The following is a 22,598-nucleotide window of genomic DNA, read 5'->3' on the forward strand; positions in this document are numbered from 1 at the left end:
GCCATGGAGATACTGTTCGACAGCATCCAACAAACTCTGGCCGCCTACCTCTGGCCATTGTTTCGGGTGGCCAGCATGTTGATGGTGATGGCGGTTTTCGGCGCCAATACCACGCCTGCCAGAGTCCGTTTGTTGCTGGCGCTGGCCCTGACTGTGGCAATAGCGCCTGTCTTGCCGCCCATGCCCGGGGTGGATCTTTTCTCTCTCGCAGCAGTATTTATTACTACTCAACAGATTCTTATCGGTACCGCCATGGGGTTTGTTACCTTGCTCATTATGCAAACCTTTGTGCTGACCGGGCAGATAATCGGCATGCAAACCAGTTTGGGCTTTGCTTCCATGGTGGATCCCAGCTCAGGGCAGCAGACGCCTGTGATAGGTAATTTCTTTTTGCTGCTGACCACCATGATCTTCCTGGCGGTCGATGGCCACCTGGTGATGATACGTATGCTGGTGGCAAGCTTTGAAACCTTGCCGGTATCCAGCGAAGGGATCAAAATTGCCAACTATCGCACCCTGGCTGAGTGGGGCAGTTATATGTTCGGCGCCGCGTTGACCATGTCTATCTCGGCCATTATCGCACTGCTTACCGTTAACCTCTCTTTCGGGGTGATGACCCGGGCGGCGCCCCAACTGAACATTTTTGCCATAGGTTTTCCCGTTACCATGATAGGTGGCCTGATTATTCTTTGGTTGACACTGGGGCCTGTGATGGCTCACTTCGATGAGGTTTGGCATGCGGCGCAGCTGTTGCTGTGTGACATGCTGGAGCTGACCTGTAATCTGGATGGAGTCCCCTGATGGCAGAGAACGAAGACGGACAGGAAAAAAGCGAGGAAGCAACCTCCAGGCGCTTGCAACAGGCCAGAGAGAAGGGGCAGGTTGCAAGGTCAAAAGAGTTGGGTACCTCGGCGGTATTGTTGGCCGCAGCCCTGGGTTTTGCCATGCTGGGGCCAAGTCTGGCCGCCAGTCTGGCCTCTGTCATGAGCCGTATCTTCTCCATGGAACGGGATCAGATATTCGATACCAACAGCATGTTCAATGTCTGGGGTATAGTTGCCGCCGAGCTGGGTTGGCCTATGGCCGGTTTTATTCTGTTTCTCGGTTTCGTGGCCTTTGTCGGTAATATTGTTCTTGGCGGTATCAGTTTTTCGACCCAGGCATTTATGCCCAAGGGCAGTAAGATGAACCCTATGACCGGCTTTAAAAGGATGTTCGGGGTACAGGCGCTGGTGGAGCTGGCCAAGGGGATCGCCAAGTTTTCCGTTGTGGCACTGTCAGCCTATCTGCTGCTGAGCTTCTACTTTGAAGATATTCTCAGATTGTCGCAGGATCACCTGCCGGGCAACATACGCCATGCATTGGATCTCTTGGTATGGATGTTTATTCTACTGAGTGCGTCCACCCTGGTGATAGTGGTCATTGACGTGCCGTTTCAAATTTGGAACCACGCCAAGCAATTGCGGATGACCAAGCAGGAAGTCAAAGACGAGTACAAGGACACCGAAGGAAAGCCCGAGGTCAAAGGCCGTATTCGTCAGTTGCAAAGGGAGATGGCCCAGCGGCGGATGATGAGTGAAGTGCCCAAGGCCGATGTGATAGTGGTTAACCCCGAGCACTTCGCGGTAGCGATAAAGTACGATGTAGACAAGTCACCTGCGCCCTTTGTGCTTGCCAAGGGCGTCGACGATGTGGCCTTTAAAATTCGTGAAATTGCCAGAGAGCACCAGGTTGCCATAGTATCGGCGCCGCCTCTGGCGCGGGCGATTTACCATACCACCAAGCTCAATCAGCAGATCCCCGAAGGCCTTTTCACCGCTGTAGCCCAAGTACTCGCCTATGTGTTCCAGCTCAGGCAATATCAAAAAGGCAAGGGCACTCGGCCCAAACCTATCCCCCTCAATCAACCCATCCCGGATGAATACAAGCAGTATTGAGGCTAACTTGGCGCGAAACTTGCTGAACTTGGTCTAAGTGTCAAACTTCAGGCTGATAGTGAATGGATGTTAAAGCGACGCTCGGGCAACTGAGGCAAGTAAAACCGGCAAACTTCAAGGGCGTAGGCACGCCGCTTCTGGTCCTGGCGACGCTGGCCATGATAGTTTTGCCTATGCCGGCCTTTCTGCTGGATATCCTGTTTTCCTTCAATATCGCCTTGGCGCTGGTGGTGCTGTTGGTGGCTGTTTACACCCAAAGGCCACTGGATTTTGCTGCTTTCCCGACCGTTTTGCTGGTAGCCACTCTGCTCAGACTGGCGCTTAACGTCGCTTCTACCCGGGTGGTATTGCTCGAAGGTCATAACGGCGGTGATGCTGCCGGTAAAGTGATTGAGGCCTTCGGCTCTGTGGTGATCGGCGGTAATTATGCCGTAGGTCTGGTGGTGTTCCTCATTCTGATTATCATCAACTTTGCCGTGGTAACCAAGGGTGCCGGGCGTATTTCGGAAGTGAGTGCCCGCTTTACCTTGGACGCCATGCCGGGTAAACAGATGGCGATTGATGCCGACCTCAATGCCGGGATCCTCAATCAGGAGCAGGCCAGGGTACGCCGGGAAGAAGTCACTCGTGAGGCCGACTTCTACGGCTCTATGGACGGTGCCTCCAAGTTTGTGAAAGGGGATGCGATTGCCGGTATTTTGATCTTGGTGATCAATATCTTGGGTGGCTTCATCATAGGGATAGTTCAGCACGGACTGAGCTTTTCCCAAGCGGTAGAGATTTACACCCTGCTGACCATAGGTGACGGCCTGGTAGCGCAGATACCCGGGCTGTTGTTGTCCATCGCTGCCGCGCTGATGGTGACCCGTCAGAATGAGTCCGGCGATATGGGACAACAGGTCGTGCAGCAGATGTTTGACAACCCCAAATCATTGCTCATCGCTTCTGCGGTACTCTTTGTGATGGGTATAGTGCCCGGCATGCCACATCTGGCGTTTTTAACCTTTGCCTTATTGGCCTCAGTGGGCGCCTTCTTTATCTACAAACGTAATGAAAAGAACAAACAACAGGCGCTGGAGCTCGCCAAGAAAGGGCCCACCGAGAAGAGCCTCAACGAACCCAAAGAACTCAGTTGGGACGATGTACGTCATGTGGACACCATTGGTTTGGAGGTGGGTTATCGACTTATTCCTTTGGTGGATAAAGGTCAGGGCGGCGAGCTTCTTGGCCGTATCAAAGGGGTGCGCAAGAAGCTGTCTCAGGAACTGGGTTTCCTGGTGCCGGCAGTACATATCCGCGACAACCTCGACCTTTCTCCCAATGCCTATCGCATCTCTTTGATGGGGGTGGCAAGTGGTGAAGCCGAAGTACGCCACGATTGTGAACTGGCAATTAACCCGGGACAGGTATTCGGTAAGCTGGATGGTATTGAAACCAAGGATCCCGCCTTTGGTCTGGATGCGGTATGGATTGCCCCCGAGCTCAGAGAGCATGCCCAGACTCTGGGCTACACGGTTGTGGATGCCGCCACAGTGGTGGCCACTCATCTCAGCCAACTTCTGACCAACAACGCCTCCAAACTGCTGGGCTACGAAGAAGTGCAACAGTTGCTGGATATGCTGGCCAAGCATTCGCCCAAGTTGGTCGATGGCTTTATTCCCGATGTGATGACCCTGGGTAATGTGGTTAAGGTGATGCAGAACCTGCTCAACGAGGGGGTATCGATTCGGGATCTGCGCACCATAGTCCAAACCCTGCTGGAGTACGGTCCCAAGAGCAATGATACCGAGGTGTTGACCGCCGCGGTACGTATTGCCCTTAAACGCATGATAGTGCAGGAGATAGCCGGTCCTGAGCCGGAAATCCCCGTCATAACTTTGGCGCCAGAGTTGGAACAGATGTTGCATCAGTCAATGCAGGCGACAGGGGGCGAAGGTCCGAATATCGAGCCGGGACTGGCAGAGCGTATGCAGCAGTCACTGGCCGGAGCGGCCCAGAAGCAGGAAATGGTAGGTCAGCCCGCCATATTGCTGACATCCGGCATGCTGCGTTCTACTCTGTCACGTTTTGTTAAGCACACTATTCCCAATCTGCGGGTGATCTCCTATCAGGAGGTTCCCGATGAGAAACAGATACGCATAGTGTCAGCCGTTGGCCAACAGGGGTAACCGAAAGTGAAGATTAAACGTTTTTTTGCCAAAGATATGCGTGCTGCGCTGGCTCAGGTGAAAGAGACTCTGGGGGCTGATGCCGTAATCATGTCCAACAAGAAGGTTACCGGCGGCATAGAGATAGTGGCGGCGGTTGACTACGACTCTCCCAAGCCCGCTGCGGCGCCAACCGCATCGCCTTTTATGGAGCTGGGTGAGGACAAAGTCTCCCTCGGCAGTGGTCATGTGCGCAGCAATAGTAAGACCAACCCGGAGCCTGTTGCCGATTCTCTGCAAGCTCTGCTTGAGCGGCAACAGAGCCGTTTGAATGAACAGTTGGGGCAGCAAAACAGCGCCAAAGATTTGGATATGCCTGCTTGGGCCAAAGGGCTTGCTGAAGAGCACAAGCCAGCGCCACAGCTGCGTGAAAAAACGCCTGAGCGGGCAAGCAAGGGCAACAGCGCCAAGCAACAGCAAGAGATGGAAGCCATGCGTGAAGAGCTGGCTTCCCTGCGTGGTTTGTTGACCCATCAGCTTTCCAGTTTGATGTCGGATCAGCGCAGCCGTACAGATCCTGTCGGTGCCATGTTGAAGCGTAAATTACTGGAAGCCGAGTTCTCCCCTGATGTTGCCGAGCGCCTGGCATCTTTAAGCCAGCACTATCAAAGCGCTGAACTTGGCCGTGCCTTGCCCCAAAGTCTGGCAAACCTGCTTGATAATCAAGGTGATGATTTAATGCGTCAGAGCGGCATTGTCGCGTTGGTCGGTCCTACCGGTGTTGGTAAAACCACAACATTGGCCAAACTTGCGGCCCGTTTCATTGCCCATCATGGCCCGGATTCTGTATTGTTGGTCACCATGGACCATTATCGCATCGGAGCCTTTGAGCAATTGGCAACTTATGGCAAAATAATGGGATGTCCGGTGAAGCAAGCTCATGATCTCAATGAGTTGGAGCAGATACTGTATCAGTTCCGTAGCCGGAAACTGGTTTTGATAGATACCGCAGGTATGGGACAAAGGGATATGCGCCTGTACCAACAACTGGATAACCTTGCCGCCAATACCCGTTTGCCTATTCGTAGCTATCTGGTGCTCTCGGCAACCGGTCAACGCCGGGTGCTTGAAGAGGCGGTAAGTCATTTCCAGCGAATTGATCTCGCAGGGGCGGTTTTAACTAAACTTGATGAGTCCGTCTCTTTGGGCGCCGCGCTGAGCGTGTTGATCCAAAGTGGGTTATCATTAAGTTATATTACTGACGGTCAAAGGGTTCCTGAGGATATGCAGGTAGCCGATACCCTGACCTTGGCCAAGCAGGCATTGGCCGTATTGAACAAGACAGAAGCAAGCCATTTTAATAATAAAGCCAGGTCAGAAGAGATGACCTATGCATTTGAGTAAAGCTATGACCCGGGACCAAGCGAGCGGTTTACGAATGATGAATCAACCAAATAACGAAAAAGTAAAAGTGATTGCCGTGACCGGAGGCAAGGGTGGGGTGGGTAAAACCAGCGTCTCCATCAATACTGCGGTTGCTCTGGCAGAGAAAGGCAAACGCGTCCTGGTATTGGATGCTGACCTTGGGTTGGCCAACGTGGATGTGATGCTCGGGCTGCGCGCCGAACGTAACTTATCCCATGTGCTCTCGGGTGAGTCTGAACTCGATGATATTATTGTTCGTGGCCCAAAAGGAATTGGCATTATTCCCGCCACCTCGGGCACCCAGGCCATGGTCGAGTTGACTGCAGCCCAACACGCAGGTCTTATCCGCGCCTTCAGCGAAATGAAAACCCAGTTTGATATTTTGGTAGTCGATACGGCTGCCGGGATCTCAGATATGGTACTCAGCTTCTCTCGTGCATCACAGGATGTACTCGTGGTGGTCTGTGATGAACCTACCTCAATTACCGATGCTTATGCACTGATTAAGATACTCAGTCGTGAGCATGGTGTGTTCCGCTTCAAAATTGTCGCAAATATGGTACGTAGTTTGCGGGAAGGTATGGAGTTATTTGCTAAGCTCAGTAAAGTAACCGACAGATTTTTGGATGTGGCACTGGAACTTGTAGCAACTATTCCGTTCGATGAGAACCTGCGCAAGTCGGTGCGAAAGCAGAAACTGATAGTGGAAGCTTATCCCAAATCTCCGGCCAGCATCGCCTACCATGGGCTGGCCAACAAGATTATGAGCTGGCCTATACCTCAGCAACCGGGAGGCCACCTCGAGTTCTTTGTCGAACGTTTGGTACAAAGAACTGAATACCAGGAGGAAGGTGCGAGTGAATAAAGCGGCTGCATACTCAGGTTTAAACGATAAGACACAGATCGTTGAGCAATATGCACCGTTGGTAAAACGAATAGCCCATCACCTGCTCGCGCGTCTGCCTGCATCGGTTCAGCTCGATGACCTGCTGCAGGCCGGCATGATGGGACTGCTGGAAGCTTCATCCAAATTTGATGGCAGCAAAGGTGCCAAGTTTGAAACCTTTGCCGGGATCCGCATACGTGGCGCCATGATAGATGAAATACGCCGTGGCGACTGGGTGCCACGCTCGGTTCATCGCAACAACCGGCGTGTAGCTCAGGTGATGGATGAGCTCGAACAGGAGCTGGGCCGGGATGCCCGTGATAGTGAAATTGCCGAGCGACTGGATATGTCGCTGGATGAATACCATCATATTCTCAATGATGTTTCTACCGGCAAAATCATAGGGATAGAAGACCTGGGGGTAGCGCCCGATGTACTGGTGTCGGAAGATATGCCGGCCGACGACACTTTTGAGGATCTGGCCCAAAGCCAATTCCAATCAGCCTTGACCGATGCAATTAAGCGCTTGCCAGAGCGCGATGCCTTGGTTTTGTCGCTATATTATGATGAAGCACTGAATTTAAAAGAGATTGGTGCCATTCTTGAGGTAAGTGAGTCCAGGGTGAGCCAGATCCATAGTCAGGCCATGCTGAGGCTGAAAGCCAAACTCAAGCACTGGACACAAGCGTAATTAATGATTGAGCAACTTTTAAGTATGTCAGCTCACCGGAGGAAACCTTGGACAAGAATATGAAGATTCTTATCGTTGATGACTTTTCAACGATGAGACGGATCATTAAGAACTTGTTGCGAGACCTGGGGTTCAACAACACCCAGGAAGCAGACGACGGTTCAACAGCCCTGCCTATGCTGCAAAAGGGCGATTTTGATTTCGTCGTAACCGACTGGAACATGCCAGGTATGCAGGGGATTGACCTGCTCAAGGCGATTCGCGCCGATGAGCACCTCAAGCATATCCCTGTATTGATGGTGACAGCCGAAGCAAAACGCGAACAGATCATCGCGGCTGCTCAGGCCGGTGTGAATGGTTATGTCGTTAAACCTTTTACTGCCGCTACGCTGAAAGAGAAGTTGGATAAGATCTTCGAACGGCTCGGTTGAGTGGGGTGATGCGATGAAAGCAGAGACATCCGGGCTGGTGACACTGGAGCAGGCGCAGGAATTAGTGGCCTTGCTCAGTCAGGGCGAGCAGGAAAAGGCCGATGAATTACTTCGGGAACTGGCGGCTCCCCTGCAACGGGATCTGTTTGATGAAGTTGGCAAGTTGACCCGCCAGTTGCATAGCGCCTTGGTGGATTTTCAAGTGGATAGCCGGCTTATTGAGCTTGCCAATACTGATATTCCCGATGCCAAAGAACGACTGACTTATGTCATAGATATGACAGAGCAAGCCGCCAACAAGACCATGGACGCGGTTGAGGAATGTCTGCCGCTGTCGGATGCTCTGAGTACCAACCTGCAAAATGTTAAGCCCGCCTGGGACAAGTTGATGCGCCGCGATCTGGCCTTGCATGAATTCAAGAGCTTGTGTCATGACGTACAGCACTTTATGCAGCAGAGCGAAGCCGATGCCTGTCGCCTGCGGGAATTGCTGAATCAGATTCTGATGGCCCAGGATTTTCAGGACTTGACCGGACAGATGATTCGCCGGGTCATAGAACTGGTTCGGGAAGTCGAAAACAGTTTGGTTTCTATGCTGACAGTATTCGGTGAGCAGCCGCTGGATGAAATTCGCGGCAAGGAAGAGAAGAGCATAGAGGCAGAAGGGCCTATCCTGAACGCAGAGCAACGCGAAGACGTGGTGAACGGTCAGGATGAAGTAGATGATCTGCTTTCGAGTCTGGGTTTCTAATAGGAGTCAATTTAATGGCCTTTGATGTTGATGAAGAGATACTCCAGGATTTTTTAATTGAAGCAGGCGAGATCCTAGAGCTGTTGCAGGAACAGTTGGTGTCTCTGGAAAACAATCCGGAAGATACGGATCTGCTCAACGCCATCTTCAGGGGATTTCACACGGTCAAAGGCGGTGCCGGATTCCTGGGATTGGCCCCCATGGTGGATGTATGCCACGAGGCAGAAAACACCTTCGACTTGTTGCGTACCGGTAAGCGCAGCGTCAGCTCTGAATTGATGGACATCATTCTGCAGGCGCTCGACAGTATAAATACCATGTTCGGCCAAACTCAGTCCGGTCAGGAGCAAGAGCCCGCGGATGAAGTCTTGCTGGACAAACTCAAGTTGCTCAGTTCTGGGGCGCCTTTGCCCTCCGAGCAGGCTCAGGAGGAAACTTCTGTTGCAGTAGAAACCAGCGATGAGAGTGTTGATGAGCTGTTTGACGGCATGCTCGACAGCGCCGGTGTGGAACTGTTTGATGAGCCGGCCGCGCCAACTCCTGAAGCACCCAAGGCCTCGGCCCAAGGGGCTGAAGGCAGCATAGATGAAATCGATGAAGCCGAGTTTGAAGCCCTGCTGGATGCCCTGCATGGTTCAGGCAAGGGACCTTCTGCCAATAGTACACCGGCCCCGAGTGGTGATGCTCCCAAGCCCAGCGATAGCGCACCTACCAACTCCTCTTCCGATGACATTACAGACGATGAGTTTGAAAAGCTGCTCGATGAGCTGCACGGCAAAGGCCAGTTTGCTGCCGCACCCGCGGCCAACAGTGCCGTAGAGGAAGCGCCTGCTGCCAGTGTCGATGCCGATGAAATTTCCGATGATGAGTTTGAAAAGCTGCTTGATGAGTTGCACGGTAAAGGCGCCGGCCCTGGCGCTAACACCAGTGGTTCAGAGCCTGCTGCGGGTAATGCAACTGCCAAAGCGCCTGCTGCATCTCAAGCCTCTGCATCTCAAGCAGCCGCACCCAAAGCACCGGCAGCGAATGCCGCTGCTACGCCAAAGGCGGCTCCAGCTGCTGCCAAAGTCGAGGCACCTAAAGCGGCCGCCAAACCTCAGGCCAAGGCTCCTGCTGTTGCCAAAGACACAGCTCCAGCCAAGGCTGCGACCAGTGTGCCTCAGGGGGAAACCACTGTTAGGGTAGATACGGCTCGCCTGGATGAGATCATGAACATGGTCGGTGAGCTGGTATTGGTACGTAACCGCTTGGTCAGCCTCGGGATATCCCGCGAAGATGAAGAGATGTCCAAGGCGCTGGCCAACCTGGATCTGGTGACCTCCGATCTGCAGGGTGCCGTGATGAAGACCCGGATGCAGCCGATTAAGAAAGTATTCGGCCGTTTCCCTCGGGTGGTTCGCGACTTGGCCCGCAGTCTCAATAAAGAGATAGATCTGCGGATGATAGGTGAAGACACGGATCTGGATAAGAACCTGGTCGAAGCCCTTGCCGACCCTCTGGTGCACCTGGTGCGTAACTCAGTGGATCACGGTATTGAAATGCCTGATGTGCGCGAGGCCAATGGTAAGCCCAGAACCGGGGTTATTACCTTGGCGGCCAGTCAGGAAGGTGACCATATCCTGCTTAAAATTGAGGATGACGGCGCCGGTATGGACGCTGCCAAACTCAAAGAGATTGCCATAAGTCGTGGTGTGCTGGATGAAGACAGCGCCGCCCGAATGTCCGATCAGGAAGCCTATAACCTGATCTTCGCTCCCGGCTTCTCAACCAAGGTGGAGATTTCTGATATCTCCGGCCGAGGTGTTGGGATGGATGTGGTCAAGACCCGTATTACTCAGCTTAACGGCTCTGTGCATATCGACTCGGTCAAGGGTAAAGGCACCCGTCTGGAGATCAAGGTACCTTTAACCTTGGCGATTATGCCCACTCTGATGGTGGAAGTTGCCAAGCAGGTGTTTGCCTTGCCGCTCTCCAGCGTGAATGAGATTTTCCATCTGGATCTGACCAAGACCAATATTGTAGATGGGCAATTGACAGTGATTGTTCGGGACAAAGCTGTGCCACTCTTCTATCTCGAGCGTTGGCTCAGCCGTAAGCCGATGAGTTTCCAGCATGGTGACAAGAAACATGGCCATGTGGTCATAGTTCAGCTTGGCACCATGCAGATAGGCTTTGTGGTAGATGCCCTGATAGGTCAGGAAGAGGTGGTAATTAAACCTCTTGGCTCCATGTTGCATGGCACACCGGGTATGGCCGGGGCCACAATTACGTCGGACGGCGGAATCGCGCTGATCCTCGATGTACCAGGATTATTGAAGCACTACGCCAAATCCAAGCGTTGAAGTGCCGTATAAGGATTTAAATGACCATTAAAGTTTTGGTTGTCGATGATTCGAGCTTCTTTCGACGACGTGTCAGCGAGATAGTCAATCAGGATCCTGAGCTTGAGGTGATAGGTATGGCCAATAACGGTGCCGAAGCCGTTAAACTGGCCGCCGAGCTCAAGCCTCAGGTGATTACCATGGATATTGAAATGCCTGTCATGGACGGGATTACCGCCGTGCGGCAGATAATGGCCTCTCATCCGACACCTATCCTGATGTTTTCCTCCTTGACCCATGATGGTGCCAAGGCGACCTTGGATGCGCTGGACGCCGGGGCTCTCGATTTTCTGCCCAAACGTTTTGAGGACATTGCTACCAACAAGGACGAAGCGATTCGACTGCTTCAGCAAAGAGTCAAGGCGTTGGGACGCAGGCGTATATTCCGCCCTATAGTCCGTCCGAGTGTGGCGCCTACGCCGGCAACCACCCCAAGCCGACCCACGGCGCCAGGCACTCTGCAGCGTCAAGCCGTCACAGCTGAAAGTGCTGCCGCCAGTCGCCAGCCGGTGAGGCGCAGCGGCGGTGCGGCCCCTGCCAGAGCCAGTGGTAAACAATACAAGCTGTTGGCTATAGGCACATCCACTGGCGGCCCTGTGGCATTGCAGCGAATTTTGACCCAGTTTCCGGCAGATTATCCGCATCCCATCTTATTGGTACAGCACATGCCTGCAGCCTTTACTCCGGCCTTTGCCAGCAGGCTCAATGGCTTGTGCAAGATAGAAGTCAAAGAAGCGGTCAATGGCGATATGCTAAGACCAGGCTGCGCCTATCTCGCGCCCGGTGGTATGCAGATGATGCTCGAGCGCTCCGGCGCCGGAGGCCGGATTAAAATTCTTGCCGGCAATGAAGAGATGAACTACAAGCCCTGTGTCGATATCACTTTTGCTTCAGCCTCCAAAGCCTTTGGCGGAGATGTACTGGCGGTTATTCTGACGGGGATGGGTGCCGATGGCCGAGAAGGCGCGCGCATGCTCAAAGGTGTTGGTGCCACCATCTGGGCCCAGGATGAAGCCTCTTGCGTCGTCTATGGCATGCCACAGGCAGTGACCGCGGCCGGTATCTCCAGCCAGTCCATCTCACTGGATAATATGGCAGAGGCGATATTGAGAGAATCGGCTCGTGGCTGACAAAGAGACGCGCCTGCTGGGATACCGGTTGGCGCTGTTTTTGTTTTTGGTCGCCTTGGTGGTAGTGGCGGCGCTTTACTGGGACTTGCGACAAAAAAATCGGCAACTGAGTGAGAAAGTCGCCCAGCTTGAATCGTCCCAGGTCCTCTTGATGGTGCCGGATGAACAGGCTGCGATTATTGCCGATTGGATGAGTCGTCACCCACAACAGACCGCATCCTTATTGGATGTGATTCGACCTAAGGTGACATCCGGGACGGAGCCAGAGGCTCAGACTTCAGCCAACTTGTCAGTCCCGCCGGGTGATATTTCACCGGAAAGAGCCCAGGGCGAGGCTGGGGCCGCAGTGCCGCTGCCTGCTCAGACTGAAGATGCCAGGGTGACAGAGCTGGAAAATGGCGTAAAAGTAATACGTTTACCTCACGGTGGGATCCGTGTCACTACCCGTGAAGAGGGTAATGAGTAGCCGTACAAGACAAGAACGACAATAATAGTGGCTCGTTACACTAGTTGGCCGATAAGGCGAGAATAAGGGGCGGAAAGTGAAAGTCTGGACCATTGCAAACCAAAAAGGCGGAGTGGGCAAAACCACAACAGTTGCCAGTTTGGCGGGCACACTGGCCAAGCGTGGTCAGCGGGTTCTGATGATAGACACAGATCCCCATGCTTCGCTGGGTTATTACCTGGGCATAGATTCGGAAGAGGTGCCCGGCTCATTGTATGATCTCTTTCTGGCTCACAAGAATCTTGATACCTCTTTGGTAAAGCAACACGCGGTTCCCACATCTGTTGAGGGAGTCGATCTTTTGGCGGCAACCATGGCGTTGGCCACTTTGGATCGTGCCCTTGGTCATCAAGAGGGGATGGGGCTGGTGCTGCGTAGTATTCTCAAGTCGGTTGAGGATGACTACGATGTTGCCTTGGTCGACTGTCCCCCGGTGCTGGGTGTATTGATGGTCAATGCTCTGGCGGCCAGTCAACACATAGTTATCCCGGTTCAGACCGAATTTTTGGCGATTAAAGGCCTGGATAGAATGATTAAAACCATGGAACTGATGGGGCGCTCGAAAAAGACCCGCTACAGTTATTCCATAGTGCCAACCATGTATGACAGACGTACCAAGGCTTCACCTGCGGCGCTGCAACATCTTGGTGAGGTTTACGGCGACACGCTTTGGCCGGATGTGATCCCTGTGGATACCAAGTTTCGCGATGCCAGTTTGGCTCATCTGCCGGCGTCCCACTATGCCCCAAGCTCGCGCGGAGTGAAGGCTTACGAGCGTTTGCTGGATTATCTGCTGGCGGGGGAGTTTGACCATGTCAAAATCGGTTGATGAAACTGTTTTTGATTATTTCAGCATTCTGCTGACTGAGCCGGCACCCGAGGTTAAATCCGAGGCGCAATCTGCGATTAAGCTTGAACAAAAAGCGCAAGCTGGAGTTGAGGCAAGAGCTGAGCAGACTCCGCCGGCAACGTCTAGGTTACGGGACGATATCGCTGTGCCAGTTGATACGGCACCCAAGAAAGCGCCGCTTTCTCGAGCGGACGGTACTGCCAAGCAATACCCGGCAGAGCCAGATAAGCCGAGACTCGACCGTAATGCGCTGGAACAGCTACTGGCGCCGGTGTTTAAAGAGCAGGTTGCCGAGGTAACGCAGACAGAGGTGCCGACAGAAACTCAGTCGGAAACCATCACAGCTGCTTCGCTGCAAAGCGAGCCCATAACCGGGCAGGGGGATACTCAGGCCGATGCGGCTCAGCGCGAGCAGACTCAAGTCCAAGAGGTGACTGAGCCTGAGGTTCTGGAACAGGTTCAGCTCGAGACACAAGTCGGCGCGCCGGCGGCACCTATAGAACCGCTCAAGGAACAACTGGAAGATGAATTTCAAGTATTGTTCTTCAAGGTGGCGGGACTCACGCTGGCCGTGCCTCTGATAAGCCTGGGCGGCATAGTCAGAATAGAGCGCATCAATCATATCTTTGGGCGGCCAGGATGGTTTATGGGGGTTCAGGGTTATCGGGACTCCCAGCTGAATATCGTTGATACCTGCGCCTGGGTTATGCCGGAAAAATATGATGATAAACTGGCGCAATCCGTAAATTATCAATATCTTGTAGTATTAGAGAACAGTAATTGGGGTTTGGCTTGTGAATCTTTGGTCAATGCGGTCAAGATTGACAAGTCACAGGTCAACTGGCGTGGCAGTGAAGGTAAGCGCCCCTGGTTGGCTGGAGTAGTCAAAGAACAAATGTGTGGCATTTTGCACGTGCAGGCATTGATTGAAATGCTCAATGCCGGGTTAGGTTGTCAGGATCCGATAGACTGAGGTAAATATGACTGATTCAAGAAATGTAGCAGCGGTATCCGGAGGCAAGGACGATGCCGTTCTCCAGTGGGTAACCTTCAGGCTGGATAACGAGACCTATGGCATCAATGTGATGCAGGTTCAGGAAGTATTACGTTATACCGAAATAGCTCCGGTTCCGGGAGCTCCTCATTATGTGTTGGGGATCATCAATCTGCGCGGTAATGTGGTTACCGTTATTGATACCCGCTCACGTTTTGGTTTGCCCTCCTCTGAAGTGGACGATTCTACCCGAATCGTGATTATCGAAGCGGAAAAGCAGGTGATAGGTATTCTGGTCGACAGTGTGGCCGAAGTGGTTTATCTGCGCCGCTCTGAAATCGATAACGCCCCGAATGTGGGAACCGAAGAGAGTGCCAAGTTTATTCAGGGTGTCAGCAACCGTGGCGACGAACTGCTGATCCTGGTGGACTTGGATAAGCTGCTGTCAGATGATGAATGGGCCGAGTTGGCGCAAATCTGATAGGCTTTTGCGGGAAAAGGAGTTTTAACCGATGATGGGCGATGTTTTTTTTATCGCTGCGCTGGTATATGTCATTGCCTGTCTCGGACTGGTGCTGTACCTGCAAAAACAAAGCAACAAGCTTAGAAGCAAGGTTGAGGCGTTAACTGTTCTGGTCAAGGAAAGCGACAGGCAAAGAGATGCCTTCAAGCGGGAGTTGCAAGAACTGCGTAGTGGCACCATAGGCGTTGGCCGGCGAGTGTTGGAGCTTGAGAAGCGCCTCGCGCAGCAAAATGCCCGTCTCGATGAATCGATGCAACAGGATCCTCAGGCCAAGCTTTACAGCCGGGCCATGAAGATGGTGCAGTTGGGAGCCGGTGTCGATGAACTGATCCGCGAGTGCGAGTTGCCCAAGGCGGAAGCTGAACTCTTGATCCGTCTGCACGGTAAAACGGCCCGGGCTTGATATTTTGCCTGAGTAAAGAAAGAGCGCATTGAGATGCGCTCTTTCTGTTTCTATTTGAAAGGAATGCGAGAAACCTCAAGCCGTTTTGGCTCTCAGGGTAACGGCTTGTCTGTGTTATCCGTTACTAAAGGAAGGTGCAAAGCAAATAAGTCCTCGTGGCGTTCTCTTGTTTAGAAAGTTGCTTGCACAACAATTGGCGCTCAAGGCATCTGACTGAAGGCATGCCGGGGCCTGTCGAAGTCGGATTCCCTAAACCTTGTCGACAATTCTCTGATGCAGGTTATTCCACTGCTCGGGAAATTTCCCGTCCAACATATAGACAAAGGCTATCAGTTCGGCGATTAGCTGATAGAGCTCCTTGGGGATCTCTTCCCCCAGTTCCAACATCTGCAGAAAGTCACTCAGGTAAGGGTCTTGATGTATATGAACCCCGGCCTCCTGTGCTAACGCAATGATCTCTTCTGCAAGTAGATCCTGGCCCTTGGCCGTTATCTTGGGCGCAGTTTTGCCATCATAACTCAGGGCCACTGCCTGACGAGGTTTGGCTTGCTTGTCGTTTGAATCCATGGGCATAGTCTTTCCTCAGGCTTTCAGTTGCACCAGATAGTGATCGCCTGGCAGCAGGGTGGCCGGCACAGGGGCAACGTGGGCGTTCAATTTATTGGGAGTGAGTCCTAACTGAACCAGCTTTTGCGACAAGGGGGGCAGGAAGTTGCTGACCCTGCTGATCAGCGCCTGGGTGCTGCCGATAAACTGCAGGTCGACCTTGGAATCCTTCACCTGCGCCTTGACGAGCAAGGAGCCCATGCCCAGATTAAACTTGAGTTGCAACTGCCAGGTCTTGTCTTTGTCTGCGTCCTTATCCTGATTGTTGTGTTCGAATTTGCCTTCCAACTGTTCGTTTCTTTGGTTGAGATAGTAGGGCAGCATGAAATACCAGCATTGACCACTATTGTCTGTATTGGCTTGCTGGTATAGGGCGACAGCCTGGGACATCTGCTGTAGCGCGTCCAGAGTGCCGCTCTTCTCCAGTGAAGCTAACTGATGAGTTTGCAGGCCGGATCGGCTCTGAAGTCCTTCCAGGTATTGCTTCAGGCGTTGCGGCACACTCAGGTTTTGGTTACCAGCCCTAACGCCAAGCAACAGCTGAAACAAGGTGGTAATGGCACTGGCTTGAGTTGAAGGCTGGGATTGCGTTTGCTGACTGGTCAGTTGCAACCCTGTGAGCCCAAGCAGTTCACTTCGAAGTTGGGACGGCTCTGTCAGCTCGCTCAGGGGCACAGGCGACAGTGCCGGCAATTGCTTGAGCAGTTCAGCGGCCAGGTTATGTTTCACCTCCAGTGTCATAGCCTCGGCCCTTGGCATGGCACCGGCCTTATTGAAGGCGCGCTGGAGAAAGTTCAGCTCGGGCGCTTTGGCCGTTTCGCCGGCAACTTTATTGGATGCACTTGTGCCAACAGGCTTATCCGCATTGGCTTGAGTCGCCTGCTGAAGTACTTGGTTACTGAATTTATCTGTCCCCGGCAGCGGAGCATTTTTCGGTTGCTGCAACTGGGCATTATCAACTGTTTGTGTTGACTGAGATAAGGCAGAAGCCGGCAACTTGCTGCCGCTGGCAACTGTTTGAGACAAGCCTGCTTTGAGATCAACCGCCGTTTCCCTCAATGGTGCTGATTCCCCTTTACTTTGGGTTTGCTGCGCTTGGGATTGGGGTTGCTGCTCAAGGAGTTTTATCAACCTGGCATAGGTTTGGGCGACTTCCGGCTTGGTTATCAGTTGCTCACTTTCCTGTGTTGGGGCAGCGGGTTGCAGATTTGCTACTGGCGTCAGTTTTACTTCCAATCTGGCATTGATGGGGCTTAATTGCAGCTGTAGCCCCTGACTGTTGCTGACAACTTTGGCAACGTATTCTCCGGCAGGTAGTTGTAACTGCGGCGGGAAGGCTATGCTTGTACCATTGGCAAAACGCATTTCACCCTGGGAAACAGTCAACATGGGTAAGGGATAACCTTGTGGCCTGGCTGCCAACTGCTGCAGTGCTGTTTGACTGATGCCATTTTTGGCCGCCAGCTGCATCAAAGCGTCCGGCAGTTTTATTTGGACTTCACCGGCCAGCAACAGCAATTGGGCAGTTTTGCCCTGAACGATTTCCGGTAAGGGGCGAGTCAGCTCCAGCAGTGTAGTATTGGCCTGATGCAACAGGGCTTTGGCTTGAGCGTTGGACTCTTGATTGGCAAGCTGCAATTGATACTGTGCATTTTGCAGTTGTAGTCTGAGCTCGCTACCCACATCGACTGTGGTTACCGGAAGCAGAGGGATGGATGCATTTGCTTGAGGAGTTGGGCTTGACCCTGAGGGGGGGATTGTACCATTCACTGGATCCATTGTTGCAAACCCCACTCCTCAAGTTGCTTTATCTGTAGGCAATCGTAAATTTAAATTTGATCTATTTCCACAGCGAAGTATCCTTATCCGTCCAAATCGACATTAGACAGAAATTTGACTGTCGCCATAGGTATACTCAGGTTATCGGCCTATGGTAATCAAAGCTTTAACTGTTTTTCGGTTGGATTACAGCGGTACTTTTACAAAGAGAGCAATATGAAGTTTAAATGGATTCTGATGGTTGTGGCTGCCCTGAGTGCGCATTCGGCAGTGGCTGCAGGGAGTGGCGAAAGCAACAATACACAGGATGTGCGCATCAGTTATAACGACCCGCGGGATCCGATAGAAGGGTTCAACCGTGTCATGTGGGACTTCAACTATCTGTATCTGGATAGATTTCTCTATCGTCCGGTTGCTCATGGTTACAACGACTATGTGCCTATGCCGGTCAAGTCAGGTCTCAACAATTTTGTTCTCAACCTGGAAGAGCCCCACAGCTTGGTCAACAACACATTGCAGGGCAAGTGGGGTTGGGCGTTGAATGCCGGTGGCCGTTTTACCGTTAACTCGACCGTGGGTTTGCTTGGTTTGATTGACGTCGCCGATATGATGGGGATGCCCCGTAAACAGGATGACTTCAACGAAGTACTCGGTTACTACGGAGTGCCCAATGGTCCTTACTTTATGGCACCATTCTTCGGCCCCTACGTCACCCGTGAACTCGCTTCAGATTGGGTGGATGGTCTATACTTTCCATTGTCTGAATTAACAATGTGGCAGTCAGTTATCAAGTGGGGCCTGAAGAATCTCCACGCCCGTTCTGTTGCCATAGATCAAGAAAGATTAGTAGACAACGCGCTCGATCCATACACTTTTGTTAAAGACGCTTATATACAGCACATGGACTATAAGGTGTACGATGGCAATGTGCCTTCGAATGAGGACGAAGACGAGTTGCTTGATGAATATATGCAGGAACTGGAGTAACCCACCATCTGTTTGCTTACCCGCAGGTGGTTGATTCGGTCACTCGTTACCGGCGATTGAAACCTGCGGGGAATTGACCATGGCGCTGAACAGTCTCAATGTACTGCTGGTTGAGGATGATCCCGTCTTTCGCAATATCGTTGCCGCCTTTCTTACCGGGAGAGGTGCCAATGTTGTTGAAGCCGAGGATGGTGAACAAGGACTGCAAAGCTTTAAAAGCCAAAAGTATGATGTAGTTGTAGCCGATCTCTCCATGCCCAGAATGGGGGGATTGGAAATGCTTAAAGCCATGTCGCGTATCAACCCTGCTATTCCTTCCATTGTGATTTCCGGAAACCAGGTTATGGCCGATGTTGTCGAGGCGCTGCGGATTGGTGCCAGTGACTATCTGGTTAAACCCGTATCGGATCTCTACAGCATAGAGCTCGCCATTAATCAGTGTCTTACGGCTCCTGAGCAGGAACAAAATACTCTTAATCGAGATGTGGAAGAGCTCTCCTTTATGGAGTTGAACGAAAACCTGGCACTGCTGGAGCAAAACGCTGAAGCGGCCAGGTGTGTACAGCAACAGCTATTCCCCGCAAGCCGTATTGAATATCCCAAGGCCAGGTTGGACTATAGCTTGTTCAAACATGAGCAGGTAAGCCCTTACTTCATCGACTCGGCTATGGTTGGGAATAACCACCTCATCATGTACATGGCCCACTTTCACCCGGAAGACAACAGGGCCGCCTTTGCCAGCGTGTTGATGCGTAGTTTCGTCAATCAAAAGCTGAAACTGAATCGCAACGGTGTCAGTTCTGTGGTGATAGAACCTTTCAATATGCTCAGCTATTTGAATGATCGTTTGGTCAAGTCGGGGCTGGATCTCTATTGCGACATGATTTACATCGCGATTGAGCTTGATAGTTATCGCGCGGCTATTGCCCAGGCGGGCAGGGGGCTGAGATGCTACATTCGTAACCAGGATGGTCTTACACCTCTGGCGTTGGCAGATTCACTGCAGTTGGGGTTATTGGAGTGGGGCAAGCCGGCGACTCAGTTCCGGAGTTTAATGCCAGGTGAAAGGCTCTGCATTGTTACCAGTGAGGCAGAGCACAGACAACTGCTTCAGCAAGATAAATTCCTGGGGCTGACTTTTAACCCTAAAATACCTCAAGGTGGATTCCTGCAACTGGCCTTTTAATGGCCTTAATCCTTAGCAAGAAGCACAACACAGCAGGCAGGCCTGTAAGCCAGGCCCTTCGGGGCTTTCACAACAACCGGCTCTCTGCGTTATCCGACTTCGACAGGCCCCGGCATGCCTTCACTCAGATGCCTTGAATGCCAATTGCTGTGCAAGCCACTCTCTACAAAAGAGAGTGCCACGAGGACTTATTCGCACCTTCCCTAATGCTTGTCTCACTACTTTTAGTTTTGTATCGACATTGTAAGAGTGCCATTTTTTATAGTGAGAGAAAGCACCTTCTGGTTTTCAAACTGAGGCTTAATTGGCTTGAACTTAAAACTGTGAAAAACTCCAATAAAAAAGGCTGCAGATTTTGCAGCCTTCTTTGTATATATCAGAATTAGCGTTTAATGGCTTCGTGCTCGCCGGTTACAGCCATTTCCTGCTCCAGAGCTTCTTCTTCAGAATGATCATGGATTTTGCTTTCAGCACCGTGCATCCAGTCAACCAGCTTGTCAGCCATGAAATAAAGGATAACGCCGGAAATAGCAGCGGTGATGGCAATGCCGGAGAAGATAGACATGGCGTTGGCCAGCTGTTCTTCTTTCTCGCCGCCGTGGCCGATAAAGGAACCGACTACACCGGCTATCTTGTTGGCCATGGCGATAAACAGGAACCATGCTCCCATCATCAGAGATACAATACGCAGAGGAGCGAGTTTGGTTACCATAGACAGGCCTATAGGGGATAGGCAAAGCTCACCCATGGTGTGGAAGAAGTAGGCACCAACCAACCACCACATGCTGGACTTGGCTGAGGCGTCACCACCCATTTCCAGTACGGCACCAATCATAAACAGGAAGCCGATAGCCAACAGAACCAGACCAAGGGCAAATTTCACCGGTGAGTTAGGCTCTTTATCACCCAGGCGGATCCAGATAGAAGCAACAACCGGGGCAAAAACCACGATGAAAATGGCGTTCAGCGACTGGAAGTAAGTTGTCGGTACTTCCCAGGCACCGATAAAGCGGTCGGTAAACTCATTGGTGAATAGGTTCATCAAGCCACCGGCCTGTTCAAAACCCGCCCAGAAGATGATGGTAAACAGACCCATCACCATGATCACTTTAATGCGGTCACGTTCTACCTTGGTCAGTGGTTCTTTACGTACCTGGCCGCGGGCCAAGTCTTTTTCACGCTCAAGCTTGGCAGAAGGTACTGTACCTATGTCGCCCAATAACTTTTGGGCAAACAGGAATTGAATAATCAGCGACAATACCATACCGATACCGGCACACATGAAACCTGCTTGCCAGTTGTTGATGGTAGTTTCAACACCATCGATGACTTCTTTATGGCCAAAGTTGGTATAGGCCCAGGCAACGACAAAACCAGAAAGCGCCGCACCTAAGTTGATACCCATGTAGAAGATAGTAAAGGCGCCATCGCGACGATGATCACCTTCTTCATACAGATCGCCCACCATAGTTGAAATGTTAGGCTTAAACAGACCGTTACCTATGATGAGAGTGCCAAGACCTATGTAAAACACCATGGTTTCAAGGCCGGGAGTCATGCTGTGAGGCGTTGCCAGGGTAAACTGGCCTATAGCCATCAGCGCACCACCAATATAAATCGCTTTACGTTGTCCGAGGTAGTTGTCCGCGAGCCAGCCGCCGATAAGAGGCGTAAGGTAAACCAACGCGGTAAAGGTACCATAGAGTGAGAGTGCATCGGCCTGAGTCCAACCCAGTCCACCGCCTTGAGAGTTGGCCTGATCAACCAGATACAGAACCAGAATGGCTCGCATCGCATAATAACTGAATCGTTCCCAAAGCTCTGTTGTAAACAGCAGGAACAATCCCTTGGGATGCCCGAGCATCGTCCCCTTGGGTTTTGCTAAGCTCATGAAGTCTTCCACCTTAAATTGTTAATTGGCCGTGTGACAAAAGTCGACACAGAAAGCGATTGTTTTTATCCCAGCTGTATTGCCGTTAACATCACACTGTTTTGTAAAGTGTTATGGGCATATCTTTTAATGCGCTGTGATTGAGGCTTTGGTTTTCTGTATTGTAATTTGTTCATCAAAAGCAACAAAGCCCACCCTATATACTCTGGATTCAGCAACAAAGTCAATTTTAGCCCCCCGAGACGGCTGCTTTGTGAACAATTGTTAGGCTGGTAGTGGTCGGAGCTGTGCTGGAATAGTTCGCAATTTCAATTAGACTAAAGTGGGGTGAAGGCGTGGTCTGAAATTCGCTTTCAATCGCAAACTCATGTCTGATATGATTGCCCGCTGTGATAGGACGTCACCCGACAGAAACCAAGTAGTGAGAACACCATGAAGGCCTGGTACCTTTTGTACTGTAAACCTCGCAGCGAAGTGAGGGCACAACAGAATCTAACGCTCCAAGAGCTGGAGACTTATTTGCCGATGGTGCGGAGCGAAAAAAAAGAGAAAAACAAGACTGTCGTTCGTAAGCAACCTCTGTTCCCCAACTATATATTCATCAAGTTTGATCCTGAGCAGACCAGTGTTCGTCAGCTCAGATCTACTCGTGGTGTTGCTGATTTAGTCAACTGCCGCGAGAAACTACTGCCAATAGATGAACAACTGATCATTCAGCTCAAACAACGTGAATTGGCTACGCCTTTGATCACAGAAAAGCCCCTGCAGTCTGGTGATAAAATACAGTTCACCGAAGGGCCATTCGCAGACTTTGACGGAATTTTCGCAGAGAAGTGTGGTGATACCCGCTGCAAGGTATTGTTCACCTTCCTTGGCCAGCATAAGAGCATCACAGTTGAACAAAGTGCAATCAGAGCTGTATGTGCGTAATCAGCCATCTGGTATGTGAGACATTTGCCATTGTTACACAAATCCAACGTTTGTTAATCTTGAAACCGTATTTCGTTTTGTATGGAAATCAATTTGTTATGGATTCTGGTTGGACAAGCCATCCTTGTTTTAGAATACAAATTGAATAATTACTCGGTGCTCTGA

At 51.7% G+C, this 22,598-nt stretch carries 21 protein-coding genes; 18 read left to right on the forward strand and 3 right to left on the reverse strand.

Features of this window, described 5'->3' with window-relative positions; genetic code table 11:
- The first annotated feature begins 3 nt into the window (after window positions 1–3).
- The 15 genes from fliR to E1N14_RS07155 all read left to right on the forward strand — a co-directional run bounded on the left by fliR (window position 4) and on the right by E1N14_RS07155 (window position 15,054).
- The gene (gene fliR / locus E1N14_RS07085; protein ID WP_025011070.1) at window positions 4–801 is read left to right on the forward strand and encodes a flagellar biosynthetic protein FliR; all 798 of its coding nucleotides are present in this window, start codon (window positions 4–6) and stop codon (window positions 799–801) included.
- Window positions 801–1,937, forward strand: a complete 1,137-nt coding sequence (gene flhB / locus E1N14_RS07090; RefSeq protein ID WP_025011071.1) for a flagellar biosynthesis protein FlhB — start codon at window positions 801–803, stop codon at window positions 1,935–1,937. The genes fliR and flhB overlap by 1 nt, the downstream gene beginning before the upstream one ends.
- A gap of 62 nt (window positions 1,938–1,999) precedes the next feature.
- Window positions 2,000–4,105, forward strand: coding sequence for a flagellar biosynthesis protein FlhA (flhA, locus tag E1N14_RS07095; protein ID WP_028779136.1), 2,106 nt, complete (start codon window positions 2,000–2,002; stop codon window positions 4,103–4,105).
- 6 nt (window positions 4,106–4,111) lie between these two features.
- Window positions 4,112–5,488 (forward strand): flagellar biosynthesis GTPase FlhF, encoded by a 1,377-nt coding sequence (flhF, locus tag E1N14_RS07100; protein WP_062793626.1) that lies wholly within the window; start codon window positions 4,112–4,114, stop codon window positions 5,486–5,488.
- 4 nt (window positions 5,489–5,492) lie between these two features.
- Window positions 5,493–6,374 carry a MinD/ParA family protein gene (locus E1N14_RS07105; RefSeq protein ID WP_025011072.1) on the forward strand — a complete coding sequence of 294 codons (882 nt, stop codon included), beginning with the start codon at window positions 5,493–5,495 and terminating at the stop codon, window positions 6,372–6,374.
- Window positions 6,367–7,086, forward strand: a complete 720-nt coding sequence (locus tag E1N14_RS07110) for an RNA polymerase sigma factor FliA (protein ID WP_025011073.1) — start codon at window positions 6,367–6,369, stop codon at window positions 7,084–7,086. The genes E1N14_RS07105 and E1N14_RS07110 overlap by 8 nt, the downstream gene beginning before the upstream one ends.
- A 47-nt stretch (window positions 7,087–7,133) precedes the next feature.
- Window positions 7,134–7,517, forward strand: coding sequence for a chemotaxis response regulator CheY (gene cheY, locus E1N14_RS07115; RefSeq protein WP_025011074.1), 384 nt, complete (start codon window positions 7,134–7,136; stop codon window positions 7,515–7,517).
- A gap of 13 nt (window positions 7,518–7,530) precedes the next feature.
- On the forward strand, window positions 7,531–8,268 hold the full coding sequence (locus tag E1N14_RS07120; protein WP_025011075.1) for a protein phosphatase CheZ: 738 nt from the start codon (window positions 7,531–7,533) through the stop codon (window positions 8,266–8,268).
- A 14-nt stretch (window positions 8,269–8,282) separates the two neighbouring features.
- Complete coding sequence (locus E1N14_RS07125; protein ID WP_025011076.1) at window positions 8,283–10,610, forward strand: chemotaxis protein CheA; 2,328 nt, start codon at window positions 8,283–8,285, stop codon at window positions 10,608–10,610.
- Between the two features lie 20 nt (window positions 10,611–10,630).
- Window positions 10,631–11,779, forward strand: coding sequence for a protein-glutamate methylesterase/protein-glutamine glutaminase (locus E1N14_RS07130; protein WP_025011077.1), 1,149 nt, complete (start codon window positions 10,631–10,633; stop codon window positions 11,777–11,779).
- The gene (locus E1N14_RS07135; protein ID WP_025011078.1) at window positions 11,772–12,245 is read left to right on the forward strand and encodes a hypothetical protein; all 474 of its coding nucleotides are present in this window, start codon (window positions 11,772–11,774) and stop codon (window positions 12,243–12,245) included. The genes E1N14_RS07130 and E1N14_RS07135 overlap by 8 nt, the downstream gene beginning before the upstream one ends.
- A 76-nt stretch (window positions 12,246–12,321) precedes the next feature.
- Window positions 12,322–13,113: a ParA family protein gene (locus tag E1N14_RS07140; protein WP_025011079.1), complete on the forward strand. Its 792-nt coding sequence runs from the start codon at window positions 12,322–12,324 to the stop codon at window positions 13,111–13,113.
- Window positions 13,097–14,107: a chemotaxis protein CheW gene (locus tag E1N14_RS07145; protein WP_025011080.1), complete on the forward strand. Its 1,011-nt coding sequence runs from the start codon at window positions 13,097–13,099 to the stop codon at window positions 14,105–14,107. Before E1N14_RS07140 ends, E1N14_RS07145 begins: the two co-directional genes overlap by 17 nt.
- Before the next feature lie 7 nt (window positions 14,108–14,114).
- Complete coding sequence (locus E1N14_RS07150) at window positions 14,115–14,609, forward strand: chemotaxis protein CheW (protein ID WP_025011081.1); 495 nt, start codon at window positions 14,115–14,117, stop codon at window positions 14,607–14,609.
- A gap of 34 nt (window positions 14,610–14,643) precedes the next feature.
- The gene (locus E1N14_RS07155) at window positions 14,644–15,054 is read left to right on the forward strand and encodes a DUF2802 domain-containing protein (RefSeq protein WP_025011082.1); all 411 of its coding nucleotides are present in this window, start codon (window positions 14,644–14,646) and stop codon (window positions 15,052–15,054) included.
- A gap of 249 nt (window positions 15,055–15,303) precedes the next feature.
- Here E1N14_RS07155 and E1N14_RS07160 read toward each other — a convergent pair whose 3' ends face one another.
- Together E1N14_RS07160 and E1N14_RS07165 are read right to left on the reverse strand one after the other, a co-directional pair.
- Window positions 15,304–15,627, reverse strand: a complete 324-nt coding sequence (locus tag E1N14_RS07160; protein ID WP_243756839.1) for an EscU/YscU/HrcU family type III secretion system export apparatus switch protein — start codon at window positions 15,625–15,627, stop codon at window positions 15,304–15,306.
- Window positions 15,628–15,636: 9 nt separating this feature from the next.
- Window positions 15,637–17,439, reverse strand: coding sequence for a hypothetical protein (locus E1N14_RS07165; RefSeq protein ID WP_152134880.1), 1,803 nt, complete (start codon window positions 17,437–17,439; stop codon window positions 15,637–15,639).
- Between the two features lie 216 nt (window positions 17,440–17,655).
- Between E1N14_RS07165 and E1N14_RS07170 the strand changes: the two genes are divergently transcribed.
- On the forward strand, window positions 17,656–18,426 hold the full coding sequence (locus tag E1N14_RS07170) for an MlaA family lipoprotein (protein ID WP_025011086.1): 771 nt from the start codon (window positions 17,656–17,658) through the stop codon (window positions 18,424–18,426).
- 79 nt (window positions 18,427–18,505) lie between these two features.
- Entirely contained in the window at window positions 18,506–19,612 is a 1,107-nt protein-coding gene (locus E1N14_RS07175) for a response regulator (protein ID WP_025011087.1), read from the forward strand.
- A 382-nt stretch (window positions 19,613–19,994) separates the two neighbouring features.
- Here the strand turns inward: E1N14_RS07175 and E1N14_RS07180 are convergent, their stop codons facing one another.
- Window positions 19,995–21,503, reverse strand: a complete 1,509-nt coding sequence (locus E1N14_RS07180) for a peptide MFS transporter (protein ID WP_025011088.1) — start codon at window positions 21,501–21,503, stop codon at window positions 19,995–19,997.
- A 432-nt stretch (window positions 21,504–21,935) separates the two neighbouring features.
- On the opposite strand from E1N14_RS07180, the gene rfaH reads away from it, so the two are divergent.
- Entirely contained in the window at window positions 21,936–22,433 is a 498-nt protein-coding gene (gene rfaH, locus E1N14_RS07185) for a transcription/translation regulatory transformer protein RfaH (RefSeq protein WP_025011089.1), read from the forward strand.
- Window positions 22,434–22,598 lie beyond the last annotated feature (165 nt).

Origin of the sequence: Shewanella algae, assembly GCF_009183365.2 — a bacterium.
In the GTDB taxonomy this organism is placed as follows: domain Bacteria; phylum Pseudomonadota; class Gammaproteobacteria; order Enterobacterales; family Shewanellaceae; genus Shewanella; species Shewanella algae.

Bases quoted from the DNA above. Each gene is read 5' to 3' on its own strand.
- flhA (WP_028779136.1), top strand. From the start codon at position 2,000: ATGGATGTTAAAGCGACGCTCGGGCAACTGAGGCAAGTAAAACCGGCA.
- E1N14_RS07130 (WP_025011077.1), top strand. From the start codon at position 10,631: ATGACCATTAAAGTTTTGGTTGTCGATGATTCGAGCTTCTTTCGACGA.
- E1N14_RS07125 (WP_025011076.1), top strand. From the start codon at position 8,283: ATGGCCTTTGATGTTGATGAAGAGATACTCCAGGATTTTTTAATTGAA.
- E1N14_RS07155 (WP_025011082.1), top strand. From the start codon at position 14,644: ATGGGCGATGTTTTTTTTATCGCTGCGCTGGTATATGTCATTGCCTGT.
- E1N14_RS07175 (WP_025011087.1), top strand. From the start codon at position 18,506: ATGGCGCTGAACAGTCTCAATGTACTGCTGGTTGAGGATGATCCCGTC.
- E1N14_RS07180 (WP_025011088.1), bottom strand. From the start codon at position 21,503: ATGAGCTTAGCAAAACCCAAGGGGACGATGCTCGGGCATCCCAAGGGA.
- fliR (WP_025011070.1), top strand. From the start codon at position 4: ATGGAGATACTGTTCGACAGCATCCAACAAACTCTGGCCGCCTACCTC.
- E1N14_RS07165 (WP_152134880.1), bottom strand. From the start codon at position 17,439: ATGGATCCAGTGAATGGTACAATCCCCCCCTCAGGGTCAAGCCCAACT.
- rfaH (WP_025011089.1), top strand. From the start codon at position 21,936: ATGAAGGCCTGGTACCTTTTGTACTGTAAACCTCGCAGCGAAGTGAGG.
- E1N14_RS07105 (WP_025011072.1), top strand. From the start codon at position 5,493: ATGACCCGGGACCAAGCGAGCGGTTTACGAATGATGAATCAACCAAAT.
- E1N14_RS07120 (WP_025011075.1), top strand. From the start codon at position 7,531: ATGAAAGCAGAGACATCCGGGCTGGTGACACTGGAGCAGGCGCAGGAA.
- E1N14_RS07150 (WP_025011081.1), top strand. From the start codon at position 14,115: ATGACTGATTCAAGAAATGTAGCAGCGGTATCCGGAGGCAAGGACGAT.
- E1N14_RS07160 (WP_243756839.1), bottom strand. From the start codon at position 15,627: ATGCCCATGGATTCAAACGACAAGCAAGCCAAACCTCGTCAGGCAGTG.
- E1N14_RS07145 (WP_025011080.1), top strand. From the start codon at position 13,097: ATGTCAAAATCGGTTGATGAAACTGTTTTTGATTATTTCAGCATTCTG.
- flhB (WP_025011071.1), top strand. From the start codon at position 801: ATGGCAGAGAACGAAGACGGACAGGAAAAAAGCGAGGAAGCAACCTCC.
- E1N14_RS07170 (WP_025011086.1), top strand. From the start codon at position 17,656: ATGAAGTTTAAATGGATTCTGATGGTTGTGGCTGCCCTGAGTGCGCAT.